At 65.2% G+C, this 22,252-nt stretch carries 22 protein-coding genes and 1 tRNA gene; 16 read left to right on the forward strand and 7 right to left on the reverse strand.

Annotated features, from left to right (window positions below; translation table 11 throughout):
• The 3 genes from ugpC to AX767_RS05150 are packed head-to-tail and all read left to right on the forward strand — an operon-like array spanning position 1 to position 4,188.
• Positions 1-1,008 carry a sn-glycerol-3-phosphate ABC transporter ATP-binding protein UgpC gene (ugpC, locus tag AX767_RS05140; RefSeq protein WP_068629236.1) on the forward strand — a complete coding sequence of 336 codons (1,008 nt, stop codon included), beginning with the start codon at positions 1-3 and terminating at the stop codon, positions 1,006-1,008.
• Positions 1,009-1,011: 3 nt separating this feature from the next.
• The gene (gene ugpQ / locus AX767_RS05145; RefSeq protein WP_068629238.1) at positions 1,012-1,758 is read left to right on the forward strand and encodes a glycerophosphodiester phosphodiesterase; all 747 of its coding nucleotides are present in this window, start codon (positions 1,012-1,014) and stop codon (positions 1,756-1,758) included.
• A gap of 27 nt (positions 1,759-1,785) precedes the next feature.
• Positions 1,786-4,188, forward strand: coding sequence for a DUF3772 domain-containing protein (locus AX767_RS05150; protein WP_082754829.1), 2,403 nt, complete (start codon positions 1,786-1,788; stop codon positions 4,186-4,188).
• A gap of 3 nt (positions 4,189-4,191) precedes the next feature.
• Here AX767_RS05150 and AX767_RS05155 read toward each other — a convergent pair whose 3' ends face one another.
• Positions 4,192-4,536, reverse strand: coding sequence for a hypothetical protein (locus AX767_RS05155; RefSeq protein ID WP_335338848.1), 345 nt, complete (start codon positions 4,534-4,536; stop codon positions 4,192-4,194).
• Positions 4,537-4,566: 30 nt separating this feature from the next.
• Here AX767_RS05155 and hemA point away from each other — a divergent pair, with 30 nt between their 5' ends.
• The 8 genes from hemA (at position 4,567) to AX767_RS05195 (ending at position 12,555) form a co-directional block, all read left to right on the forward strand.
• Entirely contained in the window at positions 4,567-5,838 is a 1,272-nt protein-coding gene (hemA, locus tag AX767_RS05160; RefSeq protein WP_068629240.1) for a glutamyl-tRNA reductase, read from the forward strand.
• A gap of 89 nt (positions 5,839-5,927) precedes the next feature.
• On the forward strand, positions 5,928-7,016 hold the full coding sequence (gene prfA, locus AX767_RS05165) for a peptide chain release factor 1 (protein ID WP_068629242.1): 1,089 nt from the start codon (positions 5,928-5,930) through the stop codon (positions 7,014-7,016).
• On the forward strand, positions 7,013-7,855 hold the full coding sequence (gene prmC / locus AX767_RS05170) for a peptide chain release factor N(5)-glutamine methyltransferase (protein WP_068629244.1): 843 nt from the start codon (positions 7,013-7,015) through the stop codon (positions 7,853-7,855). Before prfA ends, prmC begins: the two co-directional genes overlap by 4 nt.
• 34 nt (positions 7,856-7,889) lie before the next feature.
• Positions 7,890-8,219 carry a Grx4 family monothiol glutaredoxin gene (gene grxD / locus AX767_RS05175; RefSeq protein ID WP_068629247.1) on the forward strand — a complete coding sequence of 110 codons (330 nt, stop codon included), beginning with the start codon at positions 7,890-7,892 and terminating at the stop codon, positions 8,217-8,219.
• Between the two features lie 10 nt (positions 8,220-8,229).
• Positions 8,230-8,733 (forward strand): cupin domain-containing protein, encoded by a 504-nt coding sequence (locus AX767_RS05180; protein WP_068629248.1) that lies wholly within the window; start codon positions 8,230-8,232, stop codon positions 8,731-8,733.
• Positions 8,734-8,853: 120 nt separating this feature from the next.
• Positions 8,854-10,083, forward strand: a complete 1,230-nt coding sequence (locus tag AX767_RS05185; RefSeq protein ID WP_068629250.1) for a branched-chain amino acid ABC transporter substrate-binding protein — start codon at positions 8,854-8,856, stop codon at positions 10,081-10,083.
• A 77-nt stretch (positions 10,084-10,160) separates the two neighbouring features.
• Entirely contained in the window at positions 10,161-11,165 is a 1,005-nt protein-coding gene (locus AX767_RS05190; RefSeq protein ID WP_068633369.1) for an AAA family ATPase, read from the forward strand.
• 49 nt (positions 11,166-11,214) lie between these two features.
• Entirely contained in the window at positions 11,215-12,555 is a 1,341-nt protein-coding gene (locus AX767_RS05195; RefSeq protein WP_068633371.1) for a hemolysin family protein, read from the forward strand.
• On the opposite strand, the gene AX767_RS05200 is transcribed toward AX767_RS05195, so the two are convergent.
• On the reverse strand, positions 12,501-13,202 hold the full coding sequence (locus AX767_RS05200) for a lytic transglycosylase domain-containing protein (RefSeq protein WP_068629252.1): 702 nt from the start codon (positions 13,200-13,202) through the stop codon (positions 12,501-12,503). The genes AX767_RS05195 and AX767_RS05200 overlap by 55 nt on opposite strands.
• Positions 13,199-14,944 carry a proline--tRNA ligase gene (locus AX767_RS05205; protein WP_068629254.1) on the reverse strand — a complete coding sequence of 582 codons (1,746 nt, stop codon included), beginning with the start codon at positions 14,942-14,944 and terminating at the stop codon, positions 13,199-13,201. Before AX767_RS05205 ends, AX767_RS05200 begins: the two co-directional genes overlap by 4 nt.
• 122 nt (positions 14,945-15,066) lie before the next feature.
• Here AX767_RS05205 and AX767_RS05210 point away from each other — a divergent pair, with 122 nt between their 5' ends.
• Together AX767_RS05210 and AX767_RS05215 are read left to right on the forward strand one after the other, a co-directional pair.
• Complete coding sequence (locus tag AX767_RS05210; RefSeq protein ID WP_068629256.1) at positions 15,067-15,723, forward strand: RNA pyrophosphohydrolase; 657 nt, start codon at positions 15,067-15,069, stop codon at positions 15,721-15,723.
• Positions 15,710-16,216, forward strand: a complete 507-nt coding sequence (locus tag AX767_RS05215; RefSeq protein ID WP_237288555.1) for a CNP1-like family protein — start codon at positions 15,710-15,712, stop codon at positions 16,214-16,216. The genes AX767_RS05210 and AX767_RS05215 overlap by 14 nt, the downstream gene beginning before the upstream one ends.
• 5 nt (positions 16,217-16,221) lie before the next feature.
• Here AX767_RS05215 and proB read toward each other — a convergent pair whose 3' ends face one another.
• The 4 genes from proB to rplU form a co-directional block, all read right to left on the reverse strand.
• Positions 16,222-17,376 (reverse strand): glutamate 5-kinase, encoded by a 1,155-nt coding sequence (proB, locus tag AX767_RS05220; protein WP_068629259.1) that lies wholly within the window; start codon positions 17,374-17,376, stop codon positions 16,222-16,224.
• Position 17,377: 1 nt separating this feature from the next.
• Positions 17,378-18,454 (reverse strand): Obg family GTPase CgtA, encoded by a 1,077-nt coding sequence (gene cgtA / locus AX767_RS05225; protein WP_068629261.1) that lies wholly within the window; start codon positions 18,452-18,454, stop codon positions 17,378-17,380.
• A 67-nt stretch (positions 18,455-18,521) separates the two neighbouring features.
• Positions 18,522-18,782: a 50S ribosomal protein L27 gene (gene rpmA, locus AX767_RS05230; RefSeq protein ID WP_068629263.1), complete on the reverse strand. Its 261-nt coding sequence runs from the start codon at positions 18,780-18,782 to the stop codon at positions 18,522-18,524.
• A gap of 12 nt (positions 18,783-18,794) precedes the next feature.
• Complete coding sequence (gene rplU, locus AX767_RS05235) at positions 18,795-19,106, reverse strand: 50S ribosomal protein L21 (protein ID WP_068629265.1); 312 nt, start codon at positions 19,104-19,106, stop codon at positions 18,795-18,797.
• 179 nt (positions 19,107-19,285) lie between these two features.
• Here rplU and AX767_RS05240 point away from each other — a divergent pair, with 179 nt between their 5' ends.
• From AX767_RS05240 to pilB, 3 genes are all read left to right on the forward strand, one after another.
• Positions 19,286-20,278, forward strand: coding sequence for a polyprenyl synthetase family protein (locus AX767_RS05240; protein ID WP_068629267.1), 993 nt, complete (start codon positions 19,286-19,288; stop codon positions 20,276-20,278).
• A gap of 43 nt (positions 20,279-20,321) precedes the next feature.
• Positions 20,322-20,398 (forward strand) — tRNA-Pro (locus AX767_RS05245).
• Between the two features lie 118 nt (positions 20,399-20,516).
• Positions 20,517-22,250, forward strand: a complete 1,734-nt coding sequence (gene pilB / locus AX767_RS05250; RefSeq protein WP_068629269.1) for a type IV-A pilus assembly ATPase PilB — start codon at positions 20,517-20,519, stop codon at positions 22,248-22,250.
• Positions 22,251-22,252 lie beyond the last annotated feature (2 nt).

Here is a 22,252-nt window from a genome sequence, read left to right on the forward strand (position 1 = left end):
ATGGCTGCTCTTTCCCTTCGCAACGTCATCAAGCGCTACGGCGTCGGCCCCAAGGCCAACCAGGTGATCCACGGCGTGAGCGCCGAGATCGCCGACCACGAATTCATCGTCATCGTCGGGCCTTCGGGCTGCGGCAAGTCGACCCTGCTGCGCATGGTCGCGGGCCTCGAAGAGGTGTCGGCCGGCGAGATCCTCATCGGCAATCGCGTGGTGAACGAGCTCGAACCGTCCGAACGCGATATCGCCATGGTGTTCCAGAACTACGCGCTCTACCCGCACATGAGCGTGTTCGACAACATGGCCTATGGCCTGAAGATCGCCAAGGTGCCGGTGCCCGAGATCAAGACGCGCGTCGACAAGGCCGCAAAGATCCTTGAACTGGGCCACCTGCTCGAGCGCAAGCCGCGCGAGTTGTCGGGCGGCCAGCGTCAGCGCGTCGCCATGGGCCGCGCGATCGTGCGTCAGCCGCAGGTGTTCCTGTTCGACGAACCGCTGTCGAACCTCGACGCCAAGCTGCGCGCGCAAACGCGTCTCGAAATCCAGAAGCTGCACCGCGAGCTCGGTATCACCTCGTTGTTCGTCACGCACGACCAGGTCGAGGCGATGACGCTGGCGCAACGCATCATCGTGATGAACGGCGGCGTGATGGACCAGTTCGCCACGCCCGAAGAGGTTTACAACCGCCCCGCCACGACCTTCGTGGCGAGCTTCATCGGGTCGCCGCCGATGAACCTGCTCAAGCACGCGCCGGGCGTGCGGCCCGGCCAGATTCTCGGCATCCGCCCCGAACACATGGCGCTCGACGAAAGCGGCTGGACCGTGCAGGTCGAACAGGTCGAACTGCTGGGCGCCGAGCGCCTGGTCTACGGCCGCATCGGCGACGAGCAGATCATCATGCGCGCCGATGCGAGCGACCATCCGCCGGTGACCGGCGACACGGTGAAGATCGCCGCACGCCCCGACAAGCTGCACTGGTTCGACGCCGGCTCCGGAAAACGGGCCGACTGACCGATGACCACGCTGGCGCCCTGGCCCTACCCGCGCTGGATCGCGCATCGGGGCGCCGGCAAGCTGGCGCCCGAGAACACGCTGGCGGCTTTCAGGCTCGGCGCGGCGCACGGTTATCGCATGTTCGAGTGCGATGCCAAGCTGAGCGCCGACGGCGTGCCGTTCCTCATGCACGATGCGACGCTGGCCCGCACCACCAACGGCGGCCAAGGGGTCGGAGGCGAACTGCCGTGGCACGCGCTGTCGCAGTTCGACGCGGGCAGCTGGCATTCGCGCGTTTTCGCCGGCGAGCCGCTCTGCACGCTGGAACACGCGGCCCGCTTCTGCCGCGCCAACGGCTATCTGCTCAACATCGAGATCAAGCCCACGCCGGGCACCGAGCGCCAGACCGGCGAAGTGGTGGCGCAGCATGCGGCGCGCCTCTGGCACGGCGCGGCCATCGCGCCGCTGCTCACCTCTTTCCAGGTCGAAGCGCTGGAAAGCGCCGCGGCCGCACAACCTGAACTTCCGCGCGGCTTGCTCCTCGACGCGCTGCGCGACGGCTGGCTCGCCACGGCGCAGCGGCTCGGCTGCGCGGCCATCGTGTGCAACCACGCGCTGTGGGACATCGGCACCGTGGCAGGGGCCAAGGCCGCAGGTCTGCGCACGCTGAGTTACACGGTCAACGACGACGGGGCCGCGCAACGCCTGATCGACCTCGGCACCGACGGCATCATCACGGACAGGGTCGACCTGTTCACGCCCTCCTGATCGGTGCCCGGCTTCCATGACCGTGCCATGACCTGGACACAACGCCTCGCGACCGTGCTGCTGGCGGTCGCACTGAGCAGCGCTGCCTTCGCGCAGGACAACAACCCTCCCGCCCCCGAGCCCGAACGGAACGTCGCCGAATTGCGCGCGCAACTCGACAAGATCCCGGCGACCGTGAAGACCAATGCCGGCGTGCGCAGTCTGCTCGCGCAGATCAACGACATCGGCGCCGAGGTCGACAAGTTCGTCGCCTCGCGCAGCGGACAGTTGGCCGATCTCAATGCGCGCCTCGGCGAGCTCGGCAATCCGCCGGCCGCCGGCGCGACCGAAGACCCCGACATCACGCGGCAGCGCGCCACGTTGACCAGGCAGCGCAACGCGCTCGACGCCGATGTCCGCCTTGCCAAGCTGCTCACGATCGACGCCCAGCAGCGCGGCAGCGACCTGCTTTCGCAGCGCCGTGCGCTGTTCGAGGCCCAGCTCACGGAACGCGCTGCATCGCCGCTCGGTGCCGAGTTCTGGAGCGACCTGCGCGTCGCCTGGAGCGACGACACGCAGCGCATCCGTGCCCTCGCGAGCGAACTGAAAACCAGCGTGGCGGTCGCGCGCCAACCGGCACACCGTACCGCCGTGCTCGGCGCGCTGGTCGTCGCCCTCCTCGTTGCGCTGCTTGGCAACCGGCTGGCCGAACACGGGCTGGCGCGGCTGGCGGCGCGCTTCCTGCCCGCTGGCCGGCTGCGCCGCTCGCTGCTGGTGATCGCGATCGTCGCGACGAACGTGCTGCTGGTCGCGGCGGCTGCGCACTGGGCGTTCTACGTGCTCGACCAGCACGGCGTCTGGGGGCCGCAGGCGCGCAAGGCGATGCTGGCCGTGGTGCAGTCGCTGATCTTCATCGCCTTCGTGGTAGGGCTCGGGCGTGCGCTGCTTTCGGCGGGGCGGCCGTCATGGCGGCTGCCACCGATGTCCGAGGCCGTGGCTGTGCGTCTTGCACCGATGCCGTGGCTGGTCGCACTCGTGGCGGCGTTGGTATGGGCACCGGCGCAGATCAATGCGTTGGTCGACGCCAGCTTCGCCGCCGTGGTCGCGACGCACGTGCTGACCGCGCTTTCGCTGACCGCGCTCACTGGCATCGTGCTGCAGCGTTTGAGACCGCTGCGGGCCGAAGCGGTCACCGAAGACGGCACCGAGAAACCGGCCGAGCGGCCGATGTGGGTCGGCATCCTGCTGGCCTGCGTCGCCGTCTTGATGGTGGCGATCTGGGTGCTGGTGGCGGCAGGCTATGTGGCGATGGCGAGTTTTCTCGCATCGCAGCTGACCTGGAGCGGCATCGTCGCGGCGGCGTTCTACGTGCTCTTCAAGTTCGTCGACGACGTCTTCATGGCGACGGTCTCGTCGAAGAGTGCGTTCGGTCAGCGCCTCGAAAGGAGTTTCGGGCTGGCATCGACCACGCTCGACCAGTCGGCGGTGGTGCTGTCGGGGGTCGCGCGGACCGCCCTTTTCTTCTACATGATGGTCGCGCTGATCACGCCGCTGGGCACCAGCCCGGCCGAAGTGTTCCAGCGCAGCGGCAAGGTGAGCAGCGGGCTGAAGATCGGCGAATTCCAGGTGGTGCCCGGCGCGATCGTCAGTGCGATCGTGGTGCTGCTGGCGGGCTTCGTGCTGCTGCGCGTGTTCAAAAGATGGCTCGAAAACAGTTATTTGCCCGAGACCGCGCTCGAGCCCGGCATGCGCAGTTCGATCACCACGCTGCTGGGCTACGTCGGCACGATCTTGGTGGTGGCCTTTGCCATGTCTGCGTTGGGCATCGGGGTCAACCGCATCGCGTGGGTGGCGAGCGCGTTGTCGGTGGGCATCGGGTTCGGTCTGCAGGCGATCGTGCAGAACTTCATCTCCGGACTGATCCTCCTGGCTGAGCGGCCGGTGAAGGTGGGCGACTGGGTCGTGCTCGGCACCGCCGAGGGCGACGTGAAGCGCATCAACGTGCGCGCCACGGAAATCCAGTTGGGCGACCGCTCCACGCTGATCGTGCCCAACTCGGAATTCATCACCAAGACCGTGCGCAACATGACGCTGGCCAACGCCGAAGGCCGCGTGCTCATTCGCTTGCCGATGCCGCTGACCACCGACGCGCACCGCGCCCGCGACGTGATGCTGGCCGCCTGCGGCGACCACGCCAAAGTGCTGCCCTCGCCCGAACCTTCGGTGATGCTCGACGGCATCGAGAGCGGCTTTCTGATCTTCCAGCTGATCGCGTATGTGCAGAGCCCGCGGCTGGCGGGCGGCGTGCGGAGCGACCTGCTGTTCACCATCCTCGACGGGCTGAACTCGGCCCAGTTACCGCTCGCCGCCTACGCGGCGGCACCGATGCCGGGACCGGCGCCGGAGCCTTCCACGGTGCCGGGACCCGATCCCGGACCGCGCACCGCGTGACGCTCAGCGGCGCCAGGCCTTTGCCAGCAACCACTGGCCGGTACCGCAAACGGCCACCAGCGCGGCATAGGTGTTCATCATTCCGTCGCGTCCGTAGAACGCGAGGCCAGCCGCGAGCACCGCGACGCCCGCTGCGAAATTGACCGCGGCCTGAGTCCATAGCGCGGGCGCGCCAGCCTGCTTCTTAACCAACAACCGCGCGGCCAACGCAAGCACAATCGCCACGAAAAAGGCCGGTGCCACGAAATTGAGCAGGTGAGTCGTCAGGTCGAGCGGAGACATGGAGGGAGCCGTGGAAAAGGTGCGTATCGCCGCCATTGTCCCGGCCATCCAGACGAAGAAGGCCAAGGTGCGCCATAAATTTTATAATCGTGGTCTATGTCAGTCTGGGCCCTCGGGTTGAACCACACGACCGCGCCGCTCGATCTGCGCGGTCGTTTCGCGTTCGCGCTCGATCAGCTGGCCCCGACCCTGCAGAGTTTGCGCAGTTCCTTCCCCGCTGGACGCCATCCGCAAGTGGAGGCCGCGATCATCTCCACCTGCAATCGTACCGAGATCTACTGCGCCGCGGACCACATCGCGCTGGAGCACACCGTCGGCTGGCTCGCCGAGAGCGGCGGTGTCGCGCCCAACCTGCTGCGCTCGCATGCCTACACGCTGCACGACGACGCGGCGGCACGTCACGCCTTTCGCGTGGCCAGCGGGCTGGATTCGATGGTGCTCGGTGAGGCGCAGATCCTCGGCCAGATGAAAGACGCCGTGCGCGCCGCCGAAACCGCCGGCGCGCTCGGCAGCACGCTCAACCAGTTGTTCCAGCGCTCTTTCGCGGTCGCGAAGGAAGTGCGCACCGCGACCGAAATCGGCGCGCATTCCATCAGCATGGCCGCCGCCGCGGTGCGCCTGGCCGGCCAGCTGTTCGAAGACCTGAAGGAGACGCGGGTGCTGTTCGTCGGCGCCGGCGAAATGATCGATCTCGCGGTGACCCACTTCGCGGCCAAAGAGCCGAAGAGCATCACCATCGCCAACCGCACGCTGGAGCGCGGCGAAAAGCTCGCCTCGCGCTTCGGCGGCGAGGCGATGCGACTGGCCGATCTGCCGGCGCGGCTCGCCGAATTCGACATCGTCGTGAGCTGCACCGCGAGCACGCTGCCGCTCATCGGCCTCGGCGCCGTGGAACGCGCGCTCAAGGTGCGCCGGCATCGCCCGATGTTCATGGTCGACCTCGCGGTGCCGCGCGACATCGAGCCCGAAGTGAAGGCGCTCGAAGACGTCTATCTCTACACCGTCGACGACCTCGCGCAGGTGGTGCAACAGGGCCATGCCAGCCGCCAGGCTGCGGTGGCCCAGGCCGAAGTGATCATCGACGCCGGTGTGCAGAGCTTCATGCACTGGCTCGACCAGCGCGGCACCGTGCCGCTGATCCAGCAGCTCAACGCGCAGGCCGACGACTGGCGCAGCGCCGAGTTGGCGCGTGCACGCAAGCTGCTCGCCCGGGGCGAGCCGGTCGACGCGGTGCTCGAAGCGCTGTCGCGCGGCCTGACCCAGAAGATGCTGCACGGCGCGATGGCCGAGCTACACGCCGGCGACGCCACGGCGCGGGCGCAAACGGCGCAAACCATCTCGCGACTGTTCCTGCGCAAAGAGCGTTAGCGACGGTGGTCGCTCGGGCTGCACCTCGCGGCTTTTTCGCTTTCCGTTGCGCGCTGCAGCGGCCTCCCCTCTTTTCCGTTGACCTTGCCGTGAAACCCTTCCTCCGTCACCAACTCGAGCGCTATACGCAACGCCTCGGCGAACTCGACTTCCTGCTGTCGCGCGAAGACATCATGGGCGACATGGCGCAGTACCGCACCATTTCCAGGGAGCACGCCGAGGTTACGCAGCTTGCCGTGCGCTATGCGCGCTACCAGCAGCGCGAGGCCGACGTTGCCGCCGCGCGCGAAATGCTGAACGATCCCGACATGGGCGAGATGGCCCAGGAGGAAATCGCGGAGGGCGAGGCCGAGTTGGTGCAGATCGAAGACGGGCTGCAGCGCCTGTTGCTGCCGCGCGACCCGGACGACGAACGCAATGCGTTTCTCGAAATCCGCGCAGGCACCGGTGGCGACGAGTCGGCGCTTTTCGCCGGCGACCTGTTGCGCATGTACACGCGTTACTGCGAGCGCGCGGGCTGGCGCTGCGAGATCGTGAGCGAATCGCAGAGCGAACTCGGCGGTTACAAGGAAGTGGTCGTGCGCGTCGTGGGTGATGCCGCCTTCGGCCGCCTGCGTTTCGAATCGGGCGGCCACCGCGTGCAGCGCGTGCCAGCGACCGAAACGCAGGGCCGCATCCATACCAGCGCCTGCACCGTGGCGGTCATGCCGGAGCCGGACGAGGCGCTGGCCGTCAAGCTCAACCCGGCCGATCTGCGCATCGACACCTTCCGCGCCAGCGGCGCCGGCGGCCAGCACATCAACAAGACCGACTCGGCCGTGCGCGTGGTGCACTTGCCGACCGGCATCGTGGCCGAGTGCCAGGACGGCCGCAGCCAGCACGCCAACAAGGCGAAGGCGCTGCAGGTGCTGCAGGCGCGCATCCAGGAAAAGGAGCGCAGCGAGCGTGCCGCGAAAGAGGCGGCGCTGCGCAAGGGGCTGGTGGGCAGCGGCGACCGCTCCGACCGCATCCGCACCTACAACTTTCCGCAGGGCCGGCTCACGGACCACCGCATCAACCTCACGCTCTACAAGCTGCTGTCGGTGATGGAAGGCGACCTCGGCGACGTGCTCGACGCGCTGCAGGCCGCGCGCGAAGCTGAGCAACTCGCCGACCTCGAATCGGCGCTGCCGGCATGAGCCAGGTGCCTGCCACCGTGGCGAACGCGCTGGCCGCAGCCGCTGCGCTGGACATCGATCGGCTCGACGCGCAACTGCTCACGCTGCGTGCGCTCAACCGCCCGCTGCACGACCGCGCCTGGCTGCTGGCGCACGACACCGACGCGTTTCCGGAAGCCGCCTGGCCGGCACTCACGGCCCTGTTTGCGCGGCGGCGCTCGGGCGAGCCGGTGGCGTATCTGGTCGGAGAAAAGGAATTCCACGGGCTCACGTTGCAGGTCGATGCCCGCGTGCTGGTGCCGCGGCCGGACACCGAAACGCTGGTCGACTGGGCGCTGGAACGCCTCGCCCGCCTGGAGGCACCACGTGCGCTTGACCTCGGCACGGGCAGCGGCGCGATCGCGCTGGCGTTGCAACGGGCGCGGCCCGATGCACAGGTCGATGCGGTCGATGCGAGCGCCGACGCCCTGGCCGTTGCCACCGCCAACGCGAGGCGCCTCGACCTGCCGGTGCGGTTCGTCCAGGCCGATTGGCTGGATGGCGCGGCCGCAGGCTATGCACTGATCATCTCGAATCCGCCTTACATCGCCGCCGGCGACCGCCACCTCGACGCACTGCGCCACGAGCCGTTGGCCGCGCTGGCTGCCGGACCCGACGGCCTGGACGACCTCCGCCGCATCGCGCGCGATGCGCCACTGCACCTTGCGGACGGTGGCTGGCTGCTGCTGGAGCACGGTCACGACCAGGCCGATGCGGTGCGCGACCTGCTCATCGCCCGCGGCTTCGCTGAAGTGCAAAGCCGCAACGACCTGGCCGGCATCGCGCGCTGCTCCGGCGGAATCTGGCGCGCGGTGAAATAATCGCGCCAATCACGTTTTTCCCAAAGGAGACTCCATGTCCGACGCACAACAACGCATCGCCGACCTCGTCAAATCCAACGAGCTCGTGCTCTTCATGAAGGGCAACGCCAGTTTCCCGATGTGCGGCTTCTCCGGCCGCGCGATCCAGATCCTCAAGGCGATCGGTGTCGACACCAAATCGCTCAAGACCGTGAACGTGCTGGACGACCCGGAAGTCCGCCAGGGCATCAAGGAATACAGCAACTGGCCGACGATCCCGCAGCTCTACGTCAAGGGCGAATTCGTCGGCGGCTCGGACATCCTGATGGAGATGTACGAATCCGGCGAGCTGCAGCAAATGGTGAACGGCGCGCCCGCCGCCTGAGCCTTTCAACATGAGCCACGACCACGCCGACCACGACCCTGCGCATGAGAGTGACGCACCATGGAAACACGACGGCGTCCGCGTCGTCAAGGCCGGCCAGCTCGACACGAACACGGCGCAGACGCCGGGCATGAACCGCGCGGCGGCCGTCAACTTCGCGCGCATGGGCGCGCAGAAGCTGTGGGCCGGCACGGTCACGATCCACGCCGATGCCAAGACCGGCGCCCATCACCACGGCCATCTCGAATCGGTGATCTACGTGGTCAGTGGCCGTGCACGCATGCGCTGGGGGGACCAGTTGCAGTTCACGGCCGAGGCCGGGCCGGGCGACTTCATCTATGTGCCGCCCTACGTGCCGCACCAGGAAATCAACGCCAGCGCCACCGAACCGCTCCAGTGCGTGCTGTGCCGCAGCGACGGCGAGGCAGTCGCCGTCAATCTCGACATCGAGCCGGTGGAAAAGCCCGAATCGGTGCTGTGGGTCGACCCGACCCATCCCGGTGGCGCCGTCTAGACCCGCATATTTGTTATAGCAAACCAGTCGCGCAGGTGATCGACCGCGCGCCTGTCTCCTGTTGTAGTCCCGCTGGCGCAGCAATGTCGTTGCGCTCCAGAAAAAAGCAGGAGACACAACATGTTCAGGAATTTCAGGCGCGCCGCGCTTGTGGTCGCGCTCGCTTCGGCGGCGTCGGTGCCCGCCGCGGCGCAGATCAAGATCGCCTACATCGACCCGTTGTCCGGGCCCTTCGCCAACGTCGGCGAGCAGCAACTCCAGCACTTCTACATGGCGGCCGAGCGCATCAATGCGCGCGGCGGCGTGCTGGGCCAAAAGCTCGAGATCATGCCGCTGGACGGCAAGGGAAGCCCGCAAGACAGCGCCAGCGCCCTGCGCTCTGCGTACGACAAGGGCGCGCGCTACGTGTTCCAGGGCAACGGATCGAACGTGACGGCGGCGCTGGTCGACGGCGTGAACAAGGGCATCAGCCGCGGCGATGAGCCGATGATCGTGATGAACTACTCCGCCTTCGATCCGGACATGACGGGCATCAAGTGCAACTTCTGGCACTTCCGCTTTATCCAGAATGTCGACATGAGCATGAACGCGGTCACCTCGGCGATCGCGGCGCGCCCCGAAATCAAGAAGGTGCACCAGCTCAACCAGGATTACGTGGCCGGCTACCAGGCGCAAAAGGCCTTCCGCGAAATGCTGCCGAAAAAGCGGCCGGACATCGAGCTGGTCGGCGACGACCTGGTGCCGCTCGGCAAGGTGAAGGACTTCTCGCCCTACGCCCAGAAGATCAAGGCCTCGGGCGCCGACACGGTGATGACGACCAACTGGGGCAACGACCTCACGCTGCTCATCAAGGCGATCAAGGAATCGGGCTCCAAGGCCAACGTCTACACGCTCTATGCCAACACCATCGGCGTGCCGACCGTGCTGCAGGACACCGGCATCGACACCGTGTTCAGTCTCTCCGAATGGCATGGCAACGTGGCCAACAACAAGACCGAGGCGTATGCCGCCGAATACAAGAAGAAGTTCAAGAACGACTTCCTGCTGCTGCGCGTGAACACCGCGATGGACATGCTGGCCGAAGCCATGACGCAGGCCAAGTCGGTCAAGGCGCTCGACGTGGCGCGCAAGCTCGAAGACATGAAGTTCCAGAGCGACATGGGTGAAGTGTGGATGCGCAAGGACGATCATCAACTGCAGCAGCCGCTGTACGTGTCGACGTTCGCCAAGGTGAACGGCAAGGACATCAAGTACGACCTGGAGAACACCGGTGTCGGCACCAAGACCGCGCTGCTGATCTCGGCCAAGGACGCGATGCTGCCGACCGCCTGCAACATGCAGCGTCCGTGAAGTAATTAGCGCCTCCGGTTGTCGGGCACGGCTTATGCTGTCTCCGAATGTTCGAGTGTTCGAAACCGGAGGTGTCCATGGATTCCCGTACGTCTCGAGATCTGGTTCCCGCGAGCCAGTCCTTCCAGTTGCCGGTGGCCAATCTGCGCAGCGTGTTCCAGACGCACGACGTCGAACGCAAGCTCGCCAAGCTCCCGGAACGCGATCACGAGAACCTTCGCACCACCTACGAGCGCATGCTCGAGCGCGGACCCGACCGCTTTCAGGTCAAGCCCAGCGGCGTGCCAGAGATGGCCTCGCTCTATGCGCAGCTTCCCAATTTCACTGAAGTGCTCGACGACGTGCGCCGCCATGTCGCTTTGGCACAGGACAGCCGCGACGGCCTCGAAGTGACGCCCATGCTGCTGCTCGGCGCACCGGGCATCGGCAAGACCCACTTCGCGAAAAAACTCGCCGACCTGCTCGGCACCGGCATGTCATTGGTGCCGATGAGTTCCATGACGGCCGGCTGGCTGCTGTCGGGCGCATCGTCGCAGTGGAAAGGCGCCAAGCCCGGCAAGGTGTTCGAGGCGCTGGTTGAAGGGCAGTACGCCAACCCGGTGATAGTGATCGACGAGATCGACAAGGCTGGCGCCGATGCGCAGTACGACCCGCTCGGCGCGCTCTACAGCCTGCTGGAGCACGACACCGCGCACGCCTTCGTCGACGAGTTCGCCGAAGTCCCCATCGATGCGAGCCAGGTGATCTGGATCACCACCGCGAACGATGCACGGGGCATCCCCGAGCCGATCCTGAACCGCATGAACGTGTTCGAGATCGAGGCGCCTTCGCACGAGGCGGCACGGCAAATCGCACGCCAGCTCTACGTCGGCATCCGGAGCGACCACGACTGGGGCCGGTTGCTCGCGGAAGAACCGTCATCCGACGTGCTCGATCACCTCGCCACGCTCGCGCCACGCGACATGCGGCGCGCACTCATGACCGGTTTCGGCAACGCACGCCTCGCGCACCGCGACGAAGTGCGCGTCGATGACCTGCCACGCGCCGCGGCCGGCCGCAGCCGCATCGGCTTCATGCAATAGCCCCGATCGGCGTGGCACCATGGCGGTCCGTGTTTGACCGTCCATGAACTTGACTCTGATCCAAAGCCTCCTCGTGATCGTCGCGCTGATTGCAGCGAGCGCCTTCTTTTCGCTGGCCGAAATCACGCTCGCGGCCTCGCGCCGCCTGCGCCTGCGCCAGATGGCCGACGAAGGCGACCTGCGCGCCGAACGCGTGATGCGCATCCAAGAACAGCCCGGCCACTACTTCACCGTGGTGCAGATCGGTCTCAATGCAGTGGCGATCCTCGGCGGCGTGGTGGGCGAAGGCGCGTTTTCGCCGTTCTTCGCGGGCCTTCTGGAACGATGGCTGAGCGTCGAGGCTGCGCAGGGCTGGTCGTTCGCGGCTTCATTCGTCATCGTGATCGCGCTGTTCCTGGTCTTCGCCGACCTGTTCCCGAAACGGCTCGGCATGAGCGATCCGGAGCGGCTGGCGGTGCGCATGGTCGGCCCGATGAATGTGCTGATCACCACGTTCAAGCCGCTGGTGTGGTTTTTCACCCGCAGCACCGACTTGCTCTTCAAGGTGCTCGGCATCCCGCTCCAACGCGTCGACAAGATCACCTCGGCCGACATCCTCGCCATGACCGAAGCCGGCGCGCGCGCCGGCGTGCTGGCGGTGCGGGAGCAGCAGGTGATCGCCAACGTGTTCGAGCTCGAGACACGCCTCGTCAGCAGCGTCATGACCTCGCGCGACCGCATCGCCTGGTTCCAGAAGGACGACCCCGAATCGGTGCTGCGTGCCCGCATCGTGGCCGAACCGTTCTCGGCCTATCCGGTGTGCGATGGCGACATCGACCATGTGCTCGGCTACGTGGACGCCAAGGACATGTTCCAGCGGGTGCTGAGCGGCCAGCCGCTCGCGCTCGATCAGGGCGTGCCGCTGCACAAGGCGCTGGTCGTCCCCGATCGCCTCTCGCTCACCGAAGTGCTGGAGCAGTTCCAGCAGGCGCATGAAGACTTCGCGATCATCGTCAACGAATACAGCCTGGTCGTCGGCGTGATCACGCTCAACGACGTGATGAGCACCGTGATGGGCGACCTGGTCGGCCTGCAGGACGAGGAGCAGCAGATCGTGCGCCGCGACGACAGCTCCTGGCTCATCGACGGCGTGACACCGATCCAGGACGTGCAACGCGCTCTCGACATCGACGAACTGCCGCATGCCGAGGAATACGAAACGCTGGCCGGCTTCCTGATGGTGATGCTGCGCCGCGTGCCCAAGCGCACCGACAGCGTGACTTGGGGCGGCTACAGCTTCGAGGTGGTGGACGTTGACAGCTACCGGATCGACCAGGTGCTGGTGATGAAGACGGCTCAGCCCGCTGCCGGCGTGACCGGCAGGATCGGCGCGTCGCCGCGGTCCTTGTAGGCCCAGAGTCGCTGGTTGGCGAACACCGCGTCCGGGTACGGCGAGCGTCCGCGGCTGCCGTTGTAGCGGCCGAGCGTCATGAAGAGGTTGCCGCCCTCGCGATTCAGGTAGTGCCGCAGGATCTGGCAGCCGAAGCGCAGGTTGGTGCGCATGTGGAAGAGCTTGGCCGAGTCGCCGTCGCCGATCACGCGGGTCCAGAAGGGCATCACCTGCATCAACCCGCGCGCGCCGGCGCTGGAGACCGCCCATTTGCGGAAGTTGCTTTCGACCTGGATGAGCCCGAGCACCAGGCTCACGTCGAGACCCGACCGCTTGCTTTCGTACCAGACCGTTTGCAGCAGCTCGATGCGCTCCTGCGCACCGGGGACCTTCTTCTTGAGCCGCTCGCTCATCTCGCCCAGCCAACGCAGATAGGCCAGGCGCGAAGCGGTGTCGCCGAACTCGGGCACCGGCGGGGCGCTGCTGCGGATGGCGGTGCTTAGCGCGTTGCGCACCGAGTCGATCATCGGCTCTTCGATCTGGGCGCCGGCGTGCGCTGGTTTCGCGAAGGACAGCGCCATCGGCGCCACCGATGCGACCGACGCGCGCAACAGCCACGTTCTTCTCGAGAGAAGCGACGTCGGCGCGGACGGCACGGGAACGCTCATCCTGCGAGTCGGGCTTTCAGGAAGGACGCCGCTTCGGCGGCCGGCACCTTGGTCGCCTCGGTCTCGCGGCGATGCTGGTATTCGTACTGCCCTTCCTTGATGCCGCGGTCGGAGATGACGATGCGGTGCGGCACCCCGATGAGTTCCCAGTCGGCGAACATCGCGCCGGGGCGTTCGCCGCGATCGTCCAGCAGCACGTCCGCGCCGGTGGCGAGCATGGCTTCGTAGAGCGCTTCGGCGGCGGCCTTGACGTCGGCACTGCGGTCCATACCGATCGGACAAATCACCAGCGTGAACGGCGCGATCGCGTCGGGCCAGATGATCCCGCGCTCGTCGTGGTTCTGCTCGATGGCGGCGGCGGGCAAGCGCGTGATGCCGATGCCGTAGCAGCCCATCTCGAGGAATTTCGGCTTGCCGCCCTCGTCGAGGAAGGTCGCGTTCATCGCCTTGCTGTACTTGGTGCCGAGCACGAACACGTGGCCGACCTCGATGCCGCGCTCGATGGCGAGCAGGCCCTTGCCGTCGGGCGACGGGTCACCGGCGACCACGTTACGGATGTCGGCGACGAGGGTCGGCTCAGGCAGGTCGCGCCCCCAGTTCACGCCGGTCATGTGGAAGTCGACCTCGTTGGCGCCGGTGATCCAGTCAGCCATCACCGCCACCTCGCGATCGGCCACGAGCGTCACCGGCTGCTTGAGATCGAGCGGGCCAAGATAGCCCGGCTTGCAGCCGAAGTGCGCGTCGATTTCGGGAATCGTCGCGAAGCGAAAGCCCTGGTCGAGCCCCGGTACCTTGCTGACTTTGATTTCGTTCATGTCGTGATCGCCGCGCAGCAGCAGCAACCAAATTCGCGAACCTTTCAGACTCCCGGCCTCGTCGAGAACATCGGTCGCGAGCACCAGCGACTTGACGGTGGTTGCAATTGGCACGCCAAGCAGTTCGGCCACGTCGGCGCAGGTGCTCTTGCCCGGCGTCGGCGTTTTGACAAGCGCGTTCATGGCCGCAGCGCGCGGACCGGCCGGTGCCAGCGCTTCGGCCTTTTCCAGGTTGGCGGCGTAGTCGCTCTCGGCGCAATAGACGATGGCGTCTTCGCCCGTCGCCGCGATCACCTGGAATTCTTCGCTCAGGTCGCCACCGATGGCGCCGCTGTCGGCCGCCACCGCGCGGTACTTCAGGCCGAAGCGATCGAAGGCGCGGCGGTAGGCGTCCGACATGGCCTGGTAGCTCAGCTTGGCGGCGTCGAGGTCGCGGTCGAAGCTGTAGGCGTCCTTCATGATGAATTCGCGCCCGCGCATCAGGCCGAAGCGTGGCCGGCGCTCGTCACGGAACTTGGTCTGGATCTGATAGAAATTGCGCGGCAGCTGCTTGTAACTGCGGATTTCCTGGCGCGCGATGTCGGTCACGACTTCTTCGCTGGTCGGCTGCATCACGTAGTCGCGCTCGTGCCGGTCCTTGATGCGCAGCAGCTCGGGGCCCATCTTCTCGAAGCGCCCAGACTCCTGCCAGAGCTCGGCCGGTTGCACCACCGGCATCGAGAGTTCCACGGCGCCGGCGCGGTTCATCTCTTCGCGAACGATCTGCTCGACCTTGCGGATCACGCGCAGCCCCATCGGCATGTAGGTGTAGATGCCCGTGCCGAGCTTCTTGATCATGCCGGCGCGCATCATGAGGCGATGGCTCGCCACCTCCGCATCGGCCGGCGCTTCCTTCAGGGTGGAGACAAAAAAACGGGAAGCTTTCATCTTGCGAGGACCGGATCGTTGACAGGAAAGAGAGAGGCCGGAGAGGCCGTCGAACAGGTCGCTTGCCGTGCGTAACACGGCGTGCATAATCGACTCAGTTCATAGAAATTTGGGGTTTGATTATGCTCGACCGGGACGGCTTCAGGCCCAACGTCGGCATCATCCTGCTCAACCAGAAAAACCAGGTTTTTTGGGGCAAGCGCATACGCACCCACTCCTGGCAGTTCCCGCAAGGCGGCATCGATCGCGGCGAGAGCCCGGAGCAAGCCATGTTCCGCGAACTGCACGAGGAAGTGGGGCTCCATCCGGAGCATGTGCGCATCATGGCCCGTACCCGTGACTGGTTGCGCTACGAGGTGCCGGATCGATTCATTCGGCGGGACGCAAGAGGTCATTACAAGGGCCAGAAACAGATCTGGTACCTGCTCCAGCTGGTCGGGCACGACTGGGATCTCAATCTCCGCGCGACCGACCATCCTGAATTCGACGCCTGGCGTTGGCACGACTACTGGGTGCCGCTCGACGTCGTGGTCGAATTCAAACGCGGCGTGTACGAGATGGCGCTGACCGAGCTGTCCCGTTACCTGCCGCGCCCAGATTTTCGCAACCGCTTCCTGCGCAGCAACGTGCGCGCTCGAGAGTTCGAGCGCCATCCGTCTGCCGCAGGCTTTGAACCCAACTTCGAGCTGCCTCCCGGTGCAAGCTTCGACCCGGACCCGAATGCCAATCCTGCCAACGACATCCCCTTCCCGCCAGACCCGCTTCATGCGCCACGCTAGGCGCACACTCGCGCTTGCACTGTGCATGGGCGTGGCCACCATCGCCGCAGCGCAGTCCGGATTGGCTGCCGACGATCCGGACTGGAAAGAATCCGAAGTGCCGCCACCGCCAGCGTTCGACCAATCGCGTTTGGTCGACATCGAGATGCCGGTGTTCATGTCGCTGAAGATCGGCATCGATCCCGCCACGGTCGCGATCGGCGGTGACGGCATCGTGCGCTACGTGGTGGTGGCCCGCAACAAGTCGGGCGGCGGACTCAACGCCTTCTACGACGGCATGCGCTGTGCGACCAACGAGTCCAAAACGTACGCACGCTACGGTGCCGATGCCTGGCAGCCGATCGCCAATCCCGAGTGGAAAAAGGTCGGCGACGCGCCCTCCAACTACACCAAGCGCCTTGCCAGACAGGGGGTTTGCCGCGACAGCGCGCCGCGCTCGTCTGTGGCCGACATCGTCGACCACATCAAGCAGCCCGTGCGCAACCTGGAGTAACGGTCTCAGCGCCCGCCGGTCGTAGCGGGGCTGAGCACCATGTTGTCCCGATGCACCATCTCCGGCTCGGCCGCATACCCGAGCAGTCGCTCGAACTCGGCTGAAGGCTTGCGGCACAGCAGTCGGGCCTCGGCGCTCGAATAGTTGGCGAGCCCGCGGGCCAGCTCAGCGCCGGTTTCGTCGCGCACCGCGATCACGTCACCGCGAGAAAACTCGCCTTCCACCGCTGTCATGCCGATCGGCAGCAGGCTCTTGCCTTCGCCGCGCACTTTGGCTGCCGCTCCGGCGTCGACCAGCACCGCGCCGCGCATCTGGAGATGGTCGGCCATCCAGCGCTTGCGGGCTTGGTGCTTGGCAGTTTGTGCGACGAGCAGGGTGCCAATCGCCTCGCCGCGCGTGAGACGCAGCAGCGCATCGCTCTCGCGGCCCCAGGCGATGACGGTCGAGGCACCCGAGCCGGCCGCGCGCTTCGCGGCCAAAATTTTGGTGATCATGCCGCCGCTGCCGATGCTCGATCCTGCGCCGCCCGCCATGGCCTCCAGCGCCAGATCGCCTGCAGCGGCTTCATGCACAAACGTGGCTTGCGGGTCCTTGCGGGGATCGGCCGTGAACAAGCCCTTCTGGTCGGTGAGGATGACCAGCGCATCGGCCTCCACCAGGTTGGCGACCAAGGCACCCAGCGTGTCGTTGTCGCCGAACTTGATTTCGTCATTGACGACGGTGTCGTTCTCGTTGATGACGGGCACCACGCCAAGACGCAGCAACGTGACGAGCGTCGAGCGGGCGTTGAGGTACCGCTCGCGGTCGGCGAGATCGGCATGGGTCAACAGCACCTGCGCGCTGCCGACGCCGTTTTCGCGCAGCTTCGTTTCATAAATCTGCGCAAGCCCCATCTGTCCGACCGCTGCGGCAGCCTGCAATTCATTGATCGCCTTGGGCCGGTTGCGCCAGCCGAGACGCTTCATGCCCTCGGCAATCGCCCCGCTCGATACCATCACCACCTCGCGCCCCTCGCGCACCAGCGTGGAAAGCTGGCGGCACCATTCGCCGATGGCCGCTTCGTCGAGTCCGCGACCGTCGTTGGTCACCAGGCTCGAGCCGACCTTGACGACGATTCGACGCGCATCGCGCAATGCTGTGGATCCGGAATTGAGGGTCATTTCAGCCCGCGTCGGGCGCCGGATTGGCAAAGCGTGGATCGATTTCAACAGGCGGCTGCTCGGCCAGATGCTGCGCCTTGACGTGCTGGAAGACTGCCTGCACCAAGTGCTCGCAGCCCTCGCGCGTCAGTGCCGAAATCTCGAACACCGGTCCCTTGAAGCGCATGCGCTTGACGAAGTCCTTGATGCGCGCGGCGCGTTCGTCGTCCGGCACCATGTCCAGCTTGTTGAGCACGAGCCAGCGCGGCTTTTCGTAGAGTGCGGTGTCGTACTTCTTCAATTCGCCCACGATCGCCTTGGCCTCGGCGACGGGATCAACCGCTTCGTCGAACGGTGCCAGGTCGATGACGTGCAGCAGCAGCCGCGTGCGCTGCAGGTGGCGCAAGAACAGATGGCCGAGGCCCGCGCCTTCGGAAGCGCCCTCGATCAGGCCGGGCAAGTCCGCCACCACGAAGCTCTGCTCGGGCCCGACACGAACCACGCCGAGATTGGGGTGCAGGGTCGTGAACGGATAGTCCGCAATGCGCGGCCGCGCGTTCGAAATCGCGCTGATCAGCGTGGACTTGCCGGCGTTTGGCATGCCCAGAAGGCCTACATCCGCCAGCACCTTGAGCTCCAGCTTGAGGCTGCGCTTCTCGCCCGGCCAGCCCGGCGTCTTTTGCCGGGGTGCGCGATTGATCGCGCTCTTGAAGCGCATGTTGCCGAAGCCGCCGTCACCGCCCTTGGCGATGGTGATGACTTCGCCATCCGCCAGCAGTTCGAACAGCACCTCGCCGGTTTCGGCGTCGCTGATGATGGTGCCGACCGGCATCTTGAGCGTGATGTCGTCGCCGGCAGCACCGAACATGTCGGAACCCATGCCGTGCTGTCCGCGCTTCGCATCGTGCCGCCGCGAGAAGCGGAAGTCGACCAGCGTGTTCAGATTGGAGTCGGCAATGGCAAATACGTGCCCGCCACGGCCGCCGTCGCCGCCGTTCGGGCCGCCGAACTCCTTGTATTTCTCATGTCGAAACGACACGCAGCCGTTGCCGCCATCGCCGGCTGCGATGTCGATGAAGGCTTCGTCGACGAACTTCATGGGCTGTCCAGTTTACAAATGAAAAAGCCCCGACAAGCGGGGCTTCGAACGGATCGAAGTGACTGGCTTACGCCGCAGGGGTCACGTTGACCATATGCTTGTTCAGCGATCCCTTGATGCCGAACGACACGTGGCCGTCGACCAGGGCGAAGAGCGTATGGTCCTTGCCCAGACCGACGTTGACGCCGGGGTGGAACTTGGTGCCGCGCTGGCGCACGATGATCGAGCCTGCGCTGATCAGTTCGCCGCCAAACGCTTTCACGCCGAGCATCTTGGGCTTGGAATCGCGCCCGTTTCGCGTTGAGCCGCCGCCTTTTTTCTGTGCCATGGAATTTTCTCCTTAGCCGGCGATCGCGCCGATTTGCAGTTCGGTGAACTGCTGGCGATGGCCTTGACGTTTCTGATAGTGCTTGCGACGGCGCATCTTGAAGATGTGAACCTTGTCGTGCAAACCGTGTGACAGGACTGTCACCGTGACGGATGCGCCGGACACCAGGGGCGTGCCGACCTTGATCTCTGCGCCGTTACCGACTGCGAGAACTTGATCAAACACGATTTCCTGGCCTACGTCCGCAGCAATCTGTTCTACTTTAATTTTTTCGCCGGAAGCAACGCGATACTGCTTGCCGCCGGTTTTTATGACCGCGTACATGAAAGACCTCTTGAAAAGGAAGCTCCACGGACGAATTCCGTAGAGCCCTCTATTCTAGCACGGTTTGCAGCCGCTAACATCAACGGCTCTGCCAAGCGGCGGTGGCTCTCTATAATTGGGAGTCCGATGCCTTGAACGGCATTCCATCGCCACCCTAGCAGCGCGCCCGCGCACACGCCTTGTCAGTTCCTGCCGCAGACGCTTCTTCCACCACCGCCGTCCTTGGCCTCATTGCCGCCGACATGGTCGAGGTCGACCGCGTGATCGCCGCCCGACTCGATACCGGCGTGCCGCTGGTGAGTCATGTGTCGAAGTACATCATCTCTGCGGGCGGCAAACGCCTGCGCCCCGCGCTGCTGCTGTTGATGGCCGGCGCACTCGGCTACACCGGCGCGCAGCGGCACAACCTCGCGGCGGTGGTCGAGTTCATCCACACCGCCACACTGCTGCACGACGACGTGGTCGACGAATCGACCTTGCGCCGCGGCCGGCCAACAGCCAACGAATCGTTCGGCAATCCTGCCAGCGTGCTCGTGGGTGACTTCCTGTACTCGCGCGCATTCCAGATGATGCTGGACGCCGACAACATGCGGGTCATGCAGATCCTCGCGGAGGCCACCAACGTGATCGCCGAAGGCGAAGTGCTGCAGTTGATGAACATGCACGACGCTTCGCTCGACGAAAGCGCCTACCTGCGCGTCATTCGCTCGAAGACTGCGAAACTTTTCGAGGCGAGCACGCGATTGGCCGCCGTCCTGTCCGGCGCGAGCGCAGAAGTGGAACAGTCGTGCGCGATGTACGGTCAGGCGCTGGGGACCGCATTCCAGGTCATCGACGACGTGCTGGACTATGCAGGCGACGCCAGTGAAACCGGCAAAAACCTGGGCGACGATCTTCGCGAAGGCAAAACCACCCTGCCCCTAATTCTGGCCATGCAACGCGCCGCGCCCGCCGATGCCGCCTTGATTCGTGCTGCCATTGAAACCGGCGACAGCGGCCAACTTGCACGCATCGTCGACATCGTTCGCGAAACCGGGGCACTTGACGCAACGCGGATCACGGCAGCGAGCGAGGCGCAGCGCGCGATGGACGCTCTCGATGGCTTTCCGGCGAATTCGCACACGACGGGTTTGCTAGAATTGGCAGCTCAATTGCTAGAGCGCAGAGCCTGAATCTGAAAAAGACAAGGGCGATTTCGCTACTTGTAACTGATATCGGGGTGTAGCTTAGCCTGGTAGAGCGCTACGTTCGGGACGTAGAGGCCGGAGGTTCGAATCCTCTCACCCCGACCAGCCATTTTGTGGTTGTAATGCCAATTGCTACGCGATCTCGCAGCGCAATGCGGTTTACAGTCCAAAGGCGATCAGCGATGATCGTGAAGCACTTTTTCACGTTTTTTACACTCGCTGCATGGCCGCTGCCGAACCTCTCGTCAAAGAACATTCGCCCATAGCCCTTCCTGGGCTCGCGCGCGCCTTGATAGCGGCAGGCAAATTGCCCGCAAAGGCGGCCGAGGAGATTTATCAGAAGTCGCAGAGCAGCCGCACCAGTTTCATCGCCGAATTGACGGGCACCGGTGCCGTGTCTGCAGCCGATCTTGCCCACACACTGTCGAGCGCGTTCGGCGCCCCGCTGCTCGACCTCGATGCGATCGACCCGCAGCGGCTCCCGAAGGACCTGCTCGACACCAAGCTCTGTCAGGCGTATCGGATCGTCGTTCTCAGCAAGCGCAGCAACCGCCTGATCGTTGCAACGGCCGATCCGTCTGACCAGCAAGCGGCAGAGAAGATCAAGTTCGCGTCGCAAATGGGTGTCGACTGGGTCATCGCCGAATACGACAAGCTGTCGCGCATGGTCGAAGCCGCAGCGGTCAGCGCGGCTGAAACCATCGAAGGCATCGTCGGTGCCGAGTTCGAGTTCGACGAGGCCTCCGCGGACACGTCGGGCGACTCCAACGAACAGGCCGTCGCCGAAGTCGAAGACGCGCCAGTCGTCCGGTTCCTGCACAAGATGCTGCTGGACGCATTCAGCATGCGCGCATCGGACATCCATTTCGAGCCCTACGAGCACCAGTATCGGGTGCGATTTCGGGTAGACGGCGAGCTGCGCGAGATAGCCAGCCCGCCGACCGTCATCAAGGACAAGCTCGCGTCCCGCATCAAGGTCATTTCCCGGCTGGATATTTCCGAGAAGCGCGTCCCGCAAGACGGCCGGATGAAGCTGAAGATCGGCCCCGACCGCGTCATCGATTTTCGGGTGAGCACCCTGCCAACGCTGTTTGGCGAAAAGATCGTGATCCGGATTCTCGATCCGAGCAGCGCCCGCCTCGGCATCGATGCGCTCGGCTACGACGCCGATGAAAAGGCCCGACTCCTCAGTGCCATCGGGCGGCCGTACGGCATGGTTCTCGTCACGGGTCCCACGGGCTCGGGCAAGACCGTGTCGCTCTACACCTGCCTGAATCTCCTGAACAAGCCGGGCGTGAACATCGCCACGGCAGAAGATCCGTCGGAAATCAACTTGCCTGGCGTGAACCAGGTCAATGTGAATGAGAAGGCGGGCCTGACCTTCGCGACCGCGTTGCGCGCCTTTCTGCGTCAGGACCCGGACATCATCATGGTCGGCGAAATCCGCGACCTTGAAACCGCCGACATCTCCATCAAGGCGGCGCAAACAGGTCACCTCGTGCTGTCCACGCTGCACACGAACGACGCGCCCACCACGCTCACGCGGATGCGCAACATGGGGATTGCGCCCTTCAACATCGCCTCCAGCGTGATCCTGATCACCGCGCAGCGCTTGGCCCGCCGGCTCTGCGTCGTGTGTCGCGAGCCCGCCGACATTCCGCGGGAAGCACTGCTCGATGCCGGCTATGCCGAAGCGGACGCCAACGGCTCGTGGACGCCTTACCGCCCGGTGGGATGTTCTGCCTGCAACGGCGGCTACAAAGGCCGCGTCGGCATCTACCAAGTGATGCCGATCACCGAAGAAATTCAGAAGATCATCCTGCGCGACGGCAGCGCGCTGGACATCGCAAGGCAGTCCGAGGCGGAGGGTGTTCGATCCCTGCGTCAATCCGGGCTGCGCAAGGTCATGCAGGGACTCACATCACTCGAAGAAGTGGTCGCGGTCACCAACCTATAACA

It is taken from the genome of Variovorax sp. PAMC 28711, from assembly GCF_001577265.1.
GTDB lineage: Bacteria > Pseudomonadota > Gammaproteobacteria > Burkholderiales > Burkholderiaceae_C > Variovorax.